This window comes from Ruegeria sp. BG6 (genome assembly GCF_056538465.1).
In genome coordinates this window covers 1-1,051 of record NZ_JBQFTB010000048.1, presented here as the reverse complement: position 1 = coordinate 1,051, position 1,051 = coordinate 1, and the positions used below count along the sequence as shown (strand labels likewise).

The following is a 1,051-nucleotide window of genomic DNA, read 5'->3' as shown; positions in this document are numbered from 1 at the left end:
GACCTGAGCCGCGCCTATCTCTCCCGGCGTAGTGATGAACTGCGACCCAGCGGGTTCAAATCGGTCCGATACTCTGTCGGGTTGTTCACGAGCCGGTACGGCGACCGATCGGTTTACGGTCTGACGCGGGCGGAGGGGCGAGAGTTCCTGTCAGCGATAGCCCAGCTATCACCGATGATCGGCAAGTCGGAACGGACACGCGGGTTGAGCCTGGACCAACTCGTTAACTACTCGTCTCGGGGATCGTTGACCATAACAGCCAGAACCCAGCGACGTATCTGGTCACAGGTTAATCACTTCCTCGAATGGGTGGTCTACGAGGGGCATCTGGAGGTCAATCCTTTCCGAACGGTTCTCTTCGACCGGAAGGTGCGTCCTCAACCGTATGCAGTCCCGACCGACGATGAGGTCTCCAGACTTCTGGCGGCTCGTGATCCTGAGCTTCATTCCGTTCTGCTGACTTGCCTGCTGACAGGACTGCGCGCGGGGGAAGCGGTCGGGCTGCTCCGGGAAGACCTCGTGACCAAAGGCAACCTCGGCTGCTTCATTCATGTTCAACCCAATGAACTGAGACTGCTGAAGACTGACGCCGCTGAACGACTGGTCCCGGTTCACCCGGTGCTGGATGAGATGTTCCGGCAGCTACCATCATCTGGTCCTCTGTTCCCCGACCTGACCGTGGCACATGTCACTAAGGGCTTCGCGAGACTGAGACGGCGGCTGGGTCTGGAGCGACCGGGACTGGTGTTTCACTCGACCAGGAAGTGGTTCATTACCCAGTGCGAGCGAACGGGTGTTCCTGAGCACTTCACAGCCTCTCTGGTCGGGCACAAGTCGGCACGGTCGGAGAACGGGATCACCTACGGGATTTACTCGGCAGGGATCAGTGACGAGCAGCGTCGGTCGATCGTTGACCAGATAAGACTCCCACTAGGGACGGTTGCCTCATGAGCTTCCCGGACATTGATGCGTTCGAGGAGCGGGCTGCCATTGCTGAATACGATGGTGGCTGCACCCGTAAAGCAGCGGAGGATCTGGCGGCGCGTGCTCA

1 protein-coding gene is annotated in these 1,051 nt (G+C 59.5%); it reads left to right on the top strand.

Translation table 11 applies throughout. The annotated features are described in order from the left end of the window. On the top strand, nucleotides 1–951 hold a 951-nt coding region (locus ACR0JW_RS23865; RefSeq protein WP_480714614.1), incomplete at its 5' end, for a tyrosine-type recombinase/integrase. Between the last annotated feature and the right edge of the window lie 100 nt (nucleotides 952–1,051).